This window comes from Streptomyces sp. CBMA156 (assembly GCF_014596515.1).
Classification (GTDB): Bacteria; Actinomycetota; Actinomycetes; order Streptomycetales; family Streptomycetaceae; genus Kitasatospora.
The window spans coordinates 1-7,517 of the sequence record NZ_MSJQ01000358.1 but is presented as its reverse complement, the minus strand read 5'-3'; the positions used below and the strand labels follow the sequence as shown (position 1 = coordinate 7,517).

6 protein-coding genes are annotated in these 7,517 nt (G+C 74.5%); 4 read left to right on the top strand and 2 right to left on the bottom strand.

Translation table 11 applies throughout. The annotated features are described in order from the left end of the window. Positions 1 to 405 (bottom strand): cell division protein FtsL (locus tag BU198_RS31230; protein ID WP_188300219.1); only part of this gene is annotated, 405 nt, incomplete at its 3' end. 157 nt (positions 406 to 562) lie between these two features. Continuing rightward, on the bottom strand, positions 563 to 1,537 hold the full coding sequence (gene rsmH / locus BU198_RS31225) for a 16S rRNA (cytosine(1402)-N(4))-methyltransferase RsmH (RefSeq protein WP_188300218.1): 975 nt from the start codon (positions 1,535 to 1,537) through the stop codon (positions 563 to 565). Between the two features lie 540 nt (positions 1,538 to 2,077). Between rsmH and BU198_RS31220 the strand changes: the two genes are divergently transcribed. From BU198_RS31220 to BU198_RS31205, 4 genes are all read left to right on the top strand, one after another. Next, positions 2,078 to 2,644 (top strand): beta-class carbonic anhydrase, encoded by a 567-nt coding sequence (locus BU198_RS31220; RefSeq protein ID WP_188300217.1) that lies wholly within the window; start codon positions 2,078 to 2,080, stop codon positions 2,642 to 2,644. A 396-nt stretch (positions 2,645 to 3,040) separates the two neighbouring features. After that, positions 3,041 to 3,955, top strand: a complete 915-nt coding sequence (locus tag BU198_RS31215) for a MoxR family ATPase (RefSeq protein ID WP_317620399.1) — start codon at positions 3,041 to 3,043, stop codon at positions 3,953 to 3,955. 1 nt (position 3,956) lies between these two features. Then, on the top strand, positions 3,957 to 5,279 hold the full coding sequence (locus BU198_RS31210) for a DUF58 domain-containing protein (RefSeq protein ID WP_317620398.1): 1,323 nt from the start codon (positions 3,957 to 3,959) through the stop codon (positions 5,277 to 5,279). Continuing rightward, on the top strand, positions 5,276 to 7,517 hold a 2,242-nt coding region (locus tag BU198_RS31205), incomplete at its 3' end, for a DUF3488 and DUF4129 domain-containing transglutaminase family protein (protein WP_188300215.1). The genes BU198_RS31210 and BU198_RS31205, both read left to right, overlap by 4 nt.

The window sequence follows — 7,517 nt, the reverse complement described above, 5'->3', positions numbered from 1 at the left end:
GGCCGGCGACGGCGCGCCGCCCGGCTGGGGGGCCGGGGACTGCGGCTGCCCGGCCGCGGGCCGGCTCGCGCCCGGCTGGCCCTTGGTCGGCCACGGCTCGGCCGTGGAGCGCTTGACCGGCGGGCTGTCCTTGGCCGGGCCCGGGGTGCCGATCACCGTGCCGCTGTTCGGGACGTCCAGGAAGGCCATCCCGCCGGCCGGGATCAGGCCCAGCTCGGCGGCGCGCCTGGCCAGCGCGTCCGGGGCCGAGCTCTGGTCGATCTCGTGCTGGAGGCTCTGCTGTTCGTCGGTCGCCACGGTGGTCTGCTTCTGCAGTCGGGACAGCTCGAAGGAGCCCTCGTTGAGTGCGGTGTTCAGCGCCAGCAGGCCGAGCAGCCCGGCCGCCAGCAGCACCACGACGAGCACCGCGAACGGTGTGCGCCCCCGTACCGGTCGTTTCCCCGGGCGGACCGTGATCCGCGCCCTGCCCTGTCCGGGGAGTCCTCCCCGCCCCGCCCGGACCTCACCGGCCACCGGCCCCACTGCTTTCCTCCGCCCTTCGGACCCTGCCGGAGCCGGTTCGTCAGCCCCGCTTGCTTCGGTCCCTGATCCTCTCCGCCACCCGCAGCCGTACGGGTGCGGCGCGCCGGTTCTCCTCGATCTCCTCCTCGGTGGCCAGTTCGGCACCGCGAGTGATCAGTTTGAGCCAGGGCTGGTGCTCCTCCGGGATGAACGGCAGTCCCGGCGGTGCGGTGTTGGTCGCTCCGGCGGCGAGGTACTGCTTGACCAGGCGGTCCTCCAGCGACTGGTAGGACATCACCACGATCCGGCCGCCCACCGCGAGGGCGTCCAGCGCCCCGGGGATCGCCCGGTCCAGGACCTCCAGCTCGCCGTTGACCTCGATCCGCAGCGCCTGGAACGTCCGCTTGGCCGGGTTCCCGCCGGTGCGACGGGTCGCCGCCGGAATGGCGTTGCGCACCAGATCGACCAGACGCGCGCTGGTGGTGAACGGTTCCTTCTCCCGCTCCCGCAGGATCACCGAGGCGATCCTCCCGGCGAACCGCTCCTCGCCGTAGAACTTGAGGATCCGGGCCAGCTCGCCGTGGCTGTAGGTGTTCAGCACCTCCGCCGCGCTGATCCCCCTGGTCTGGTCCATCCGCATGTCCAGCGGGGCGTCCTGGGCGTACGCGAAGCCGCGCTCCGCCTCGTCCAGCTGCATCGAGGAGACGCCGAGGTCGAACAGGACGCCGTCCGCCTTCTCGATGCCCAGGCGCTCCAGCACCTCGGGGATCTCGTCGTAGACGGCGTGCACCAGGGTGGCGCGGTCGCCGAACGGGGCCAGCCGCTCGCCGGACAGCTTCAGCGCCTGCGGGTCGCGGTCCACCGCGACCAGCCGGACCTCGGGGAACTGGGTCAGCAACGCCTCGCTGTGGCCACCGAGGCCGAGGGTGGCGTCCACCACCACGGCACCGGGGCGCGAGATCGCCGGGGCCAGCGCGTCCATGCACCGCTGGAGCATCACCGGAACGTGCTTCGGGCCCGGTTCGTTGGTGGTCATGCGCGGTGGCGCCCTTCCTCGGTGCGGAGCAGCCCGACGTCCGGGAGCTGCGACCATTCTCGCCCACCGTGCCCCGGCACGACGAAGCGGCCCGTGGTCCCCGCCCGCTCAGGGGGAAGGTCGTGACCGCCCGGCACCGGGGAAGGTGCGCCAGGTGAGCACGGAGCGGGTGGAGGCCACGGGCCCGCGTCGACCGGACCGCACCGGCCGGGAAGGCGCCGTTGACGGGCCCGGCCGGGTGTGCTCCACTGCGCCGCAAACTCTATCGCGCGCGCCCTGCCAGTCAATGGTCCGCTCCGGCGCACCACCCGGGCGGCGGTACGGATCACCGCAGGTCGCAGCCGTCGGGGCGGCCTGGGGACGGTCCGGACCGGGGGCCCTCGGCGGCGGGCGCGCGCCCCCTGTCCGCCACCGCGTGCGGGCCACTCGGGGAACGGCCGGGCCGCACCCCCCTGTTGTGGCTTTGCGCTCGATCACGGCGCCCCGTTCTGTAGTTCTCCGCTCCACCGCGCGGGCCCGATCCCCACTAACGTCGCCACCATGACAGTGACACCTGATCGGCCCTCGCCGAACGCCGCTGCCGACCCTGCCGGATCCACCGTCATCGACCGCTTCGTCACGGCCAACCGCGCCTACGCGGTGACCTTCCGGGACGGCGGCATGGACGCCCGCCCGGTGCAGAAGATCGCCGTGGTGGCCTGCATGGACGCCCGCCTGGACCTGTTCGCGGCACTCGGCCTCGAACTCGGCGACGCCCACGTCATCCGCAACGCCGGCGGTGTCGTCACCGACGACACCATCCGGTCCCTGACCATCAGCCAGCGCGCCCTCGGCACCCGCTCGATCGCGCTGATCCACCACACCGGCTGCGGCCTGCTCGGGCTCACCGAGGACTTCCGCCGCGAGCTGGAACTGGAGGTCGGCCAGCGCCCGCAGTGGGCGGTGGAGGCCTTCGTCGACCTGGACGGCGACGTCCGCCAGTCCATGCAGCGCGTCCGCACCTCTCCCTTCCTGCTGCACACCGACGACGTCCGCGGCTTCGTCTTCGACGTCCACACCGGCCTGCTGCGCGAGATCGACCAGCACCCGGGACCCGTCCCGTCCTGAGCCACCGCCCCGTCCCGAGCCCCGCCCGGGTCCCCGCCGTCCCGGCATTGGGGCACCGCCGAATGGTGACTTCTGGCCATCGCGCGGGGGAGAATGCGCCTGCCGGTCGGACCCCGAACCACCTGGGGCGGCCAGGCCGCAGGCCGCCTTCCCGGCGCCGGGACCCTCGTGCGGAACCGCCCCAGGGACGGCCGCGTCAAGCATGGGGTGGGGCCCGGCCTCGGGACGGGGCGGGCACAGGGTGCCAGGGAGCGTATACGGGTGACGAGCTACAGCGATCAGGCCGGACTCGGCAGTGCTGCGGGGGGCGAGCAGCAGAGGGCGAACGGGTACCGGCAGGTCGGGCACGACGAGCTCGCCGCGGTCGTCGACCGCGTCCGCGCCAACGTCGAGAGCGTGATCGAGGGCAAGCCGGAGGCCGTCCGGATCGCCCTGACCGTCCTGCTCGCCGAGGGCCACCTGCTGCTGGAGGACGTGCCGGGCGTCGGCAAGACCATGCTGGCCAAGGCGCTCGCCCGTTCCCTGGACTGCACCGTGCGCCGCATCCAGTTCACACCCGATCTGCTGCCCTCGGACGTCACCGGCACCAACATCTACGACCAGCAGCGGCACGACTTCGAGTTCCGCCCGGGCGCGATCTTCGCCCAGCTCGTGGTCGGCGACGAGATCAACCGCGCCTCGCCCAAGACCCAGTCCGCGCTGCTGGAGTCGATGGAGGAGCGCCAGGTCACCATCGACGGCACCAGCTACGAACTGCCCTCGCCGTTCATGGTCGTGGCCACCCAGAACCCGGTCGAGATGGAGGGCACCTACCCCCTCCCGGAGGCCCAGCGCGACCGCTTCATGGCCCGGATCTCGATCGGCTACCCCAGCCCCGAGGCCGAGCTCGCGATGCTGGACGTGCACGGCGGTGCCAGCCCGCTGGAGGACCTCCAGCCGGTCGCGCACGCCTCCGACATCCTCAAGCTGATCGACCTGGTCCGCACCGTGCACATCGCCGACCCGGTCCGCCGCTACGCCGTCGACCTGGTCGGCGCCACCCGGACCAGCCCCGAGCTGCGCCTGGGCGCCTCGCCGCGCGCCACCCTGCACCTGGTCAGGGCCGCCCGCGCCGCCGCCGCCCTGGACGGGCGCGACTACGTCACCCCGGACGACATCCAGCGACTCGCCGTCCCGGTCCTGGCGCACCGTCTGATGCCGACCGCCGAGACCCAGCTCAGCCGCCGCACCTCCGAGCAGATCGTGGCCGACCTGGTCGCCCGGCTGCCGCTGCCGCGCCCGCAGGGCGGCCCGGCCGTCCGGAGGGGCTGAGGTGGTCCAGTCCGACTCGGCGTCGGGACTGCGGGCCGGGTTCCGCGGCCTCACCACCCGGGGCCGCTCCTTCCTCGCCGCCGGGGTCACCGCGGTGGTCTGCTCCTACCTGCTCGACCAGGACGCCCTGCTGCGCGTCGGCGTCCTGCTCGCCGCGCTGCCGCTGGTCGCCGTGGTGGTGGTCGCCAACACCCGCTACCGGGTGGCCAGCGGACGCCGGCTCAGCCCGCGCCGGGCGGCCGCCGGCCAGGAGGCGAGGGTGCACCTGCGGGTCGACAACGTCTCCCGGGTGCCCACCGGGGTGCTGCTGCTGGAGGACAAGGTCCCGTACGTGCTCGGGCCGCGCCCGCGCTTCGTGCTGGACCGGGTCGAGCCGCGCGGCCACCGCGAGGTCTCCTACCGGGTCCGCTCCGACCTGCGCGGCCGCTACCCGCTCGGGCCGCTCCAGCTGCGGCTGTCCGACCCGTTCGGGATGTGCGAGGTGACCCGCGCCTTCACCGCCTCCGACGTCCTCACCGTCGTCCCCCAGGTCCAGGCGCTGCCGAACGCCCGGCTCAGCGGCGAGTGGGCCGGCCAGGGCGAGAGCCGCAGCCGCACCCTGGCGATGGCCGGCGACGACGACCTGATCCTGCGCGAGTACCGGCCCGGCGACGACCTGCGCCGGGTGCACTGGCGCTCCACCGCCCGGTACGGCGAGCTGATGGTGCGCCGCGAGGAGCAGCCGCAGCAGGCCAGGGCCACCGTCCTGCTGGACACCCGGGAGATCGCCCACCGCGGCAGCGGCCCCGCCTCCTCCTTCGAGTGGGCGGTCGGCTGCGCCGCCTCGGTCGCCGTGCACCTGCTGGAGCGCGGCTACCAGACCCGGCTGCTCACCGACACCGGCCAGTCGGTGCCGGGGCCCGGTGGCGGCCGCAGCCACAGCACCGCCGAGACCTCCGGGCTGGTCCTGGACGCCCTGGCGGTCGCCGACCTGTCCGAGGGCGGCACCCTCTCCCGCGCCGAGGACCCGCTGCGCACCGGCGGCGAGGGCCTGCTGGTCGCCGTCCTCGGCGACCTGGACGACACCCAGGCCGCCCGGCTGGGCCGGCTGCGCAGCCGCACCGGCGGGGCGGTCGCCTTCCTGCTGGACACCGGCACCTGGGCCGGCCTGCGGATGCTCGCCCCGGACACCGGCGGCGACGAGTTCCGGGACCGCGCCCGGCAGCTGCGCGAAGCCGGCTGGACGGTGATCCCGGTGCGCGCCGGGGACTCCGTACCGGACCTCTGGCGGGCCGCCGACGGCAGCAGGACGACCGCCCCCTACCGAGAAGAGGCCGGCGCGTGACCACCCGGGCCAAACTGACCGTGTACTCGGCGCTGGCCACCGCCCTCGCCTCGCTGTGCATGATGCCGCTGCTCACCACCCGCAGCTGGCTCTCCCACGCCTTCCTGGTGATCGCCGTGATCGGGGCCGTCGGCGCGGGCCTGCGCCGCTCCCCGCTGTACCGCTGGACGGTGCCGGTCGGGCAGCTGCTGGCGCTGCTGATGCTGATGCTGCTCGGCTTCGCCGGCGCCGGCGGGGTGCTGCCGGGGCCGGCCACGATGCGGGTCCTGGACCAGGTCTTCGCCTCCGGCGTGGACGACATACAGCAGTACGCCATCCCGGCTCCGCCCTCCGCGGGGCTGCGGCTGATCCTGGTCTCGGCGGTCGGCCTGATCGCCGTCGCGGTGGACACCGTCGCGGTGACCTACCGGCGCTCGGCGCTGGCCGGGCTGCCGCTGCTGGCGCTGTACTCGATCGGCAACGGCCTGGCCGGGACGCACGGCAGCTGGGTCTGGTTCGGCGCCGCCGCGGCCGGCTACCTGCTGCTGCTGTTCGCCGAGGGCCAGGACCGGGTCTCCCGCTGGGGCCGCGTCTTCTACGGCGGCTCGCGCGGCTCCGTGGAGTCGGGCCGGGTCAGCCCCGGCGGCCGTCAGGTCGGCGTGCTGGCCCTGGCGGTGGCCCTGCTGCTGCCGGTGGTGCTGCCGCACTGGAGCTCCGGGCTGCTGCGCTCCGGCTCCGGCGGATCGAGCGGCAAGGGCGTCGGCGGGAGCCTGTCGACCAGCCTCGACCCGCTGGTCAGCCTGGAGGCCGCGATCACCAAGCCCACCGACGCGGAGCTGCTCAGCTACAGCCTGGACAGCCCGCTGGCCGACCAGACCTACCTGCGGACCGGCTCGCTCGACCAGTTCGACGGCACCAACTGGAAGCTCGGCAGCACCACGGTCGGCGATCTCCCGGTGACGCTGCCCACCCCCGAGGGCCTGCGCAACGCCCAGGTCCCCCGGATCGAGGGCGACTTCCAGGTCAGCGACCGGCTGGAGGCCAGCTGGCTGCCGATGCCCTACCCGGCCGCCTCCGTCCAGGTCCCCAACCGCGGCGACTGGAAGCTCGACCCGCTGACCGGCACCGTCCTGCCGGCCAGTGACAAGGCGATCCGCGGCCTGCGCTACCACGTCAGCGCCCTGGACCTGCGGCCCACCGCCGACGAGCTGCGCCTCGCGGCCACCGCGCCCCAGGACGTCAGGGAGCACTACACCGCCCTCCCGTCCGACCTGCCGGCGGTGGTCGCCGAGCAGGCCAGGGCCGTCACCTCGGGCGCGCAGAACGACTACGACCGGGCGACGGCGCTGGTGAACTGGTTCACCGGGCCGACCTTCAAGTACGACACCACGGTCAACGGCGGCACCGGCAGCAACGCCATCGCCGTCTTCCTGCGCGACCGCAGGGGCTTCTGCGTGCACTACGCCTCCACCATGGCGGCGATGGCCAGGGTGCTGAAGATCCCGGCCCGGGTGGCCGTCGGCTTCACCCCGGGCGACAGCAAGGGCGGCGACGTCTACTCGGTGAACGGCCGGATGTACCACGCCTGGCCCGAGCTGTACTTCGCGGGCTACGGCTGGCTGCGCTTCGAGCCGACCCCGAGCCGCGGCGTCCCGGCCCGCTACACCGAGAAGTCCAGCACCCCGACCACCGCGCCGAGCCAGCAGGCGACCGCCGCCCCGCAGTCCGCCTCGGCCGCCCCGGTGCCGACCGCCGGTTCGGACTGCACCGCCAAGCAGCGCCAGCTGGGCGAGTGCGGCACCAAGGGCAGGAGCGCCGCCACGGCCGGCGAGGAGTCCTGGCTGCTCTCCGCCCAGGTGCTCGGCACCCTGGCCGCGGTCGCCGTGCTGATCGCACTGCTGCTCGTCCCGATGCTCTGGCGCGCCGCCGTACGCCGGCGCCGGCTGGGCGGCGGCGGACGGCGCGGGCCCGGCGGGGGCGGTCCCGCGGAGCTGACCGACGCCCAGGTGCTGGCCGCCTGGGACGAGCTGGTCGACTCCGCCTGGGACCTCGGAATTCCCCCGGACGAGTCACGCACACCGCGTTCCGCCGCGCGCCGGATCGCCGAGACGGCGCAGCTGGACGCGGACTCCGCGGCGGCCACCGGCCGGCTCGCGCTGGCCACCGAGCGGGTGCTCTACGCCCCGCCCGGGCCGCTCACCACGGAGCCGCTGGCCGCCGACGTCCGCGCCGTACGGCGCGGGCTGCGGGCGGCGGCCG

Bases quoted from the DNA above. Each gene is read 5' to 3' on its own strand.
- rsmH (WP_188300218.1), bottom strand. From the start codon at position 1,537: ATGACCACCAACGAACCGGGCCCGAAGCACGTTCCGGTGATGCTCCAG.
- BU198_RS31220 (WP_188300217.1), top strand. From the start codon at position 2,078: ATGACAGTGACACCTGATCGGCCCTCGCCGAACGCCGCTGCCGACCCT.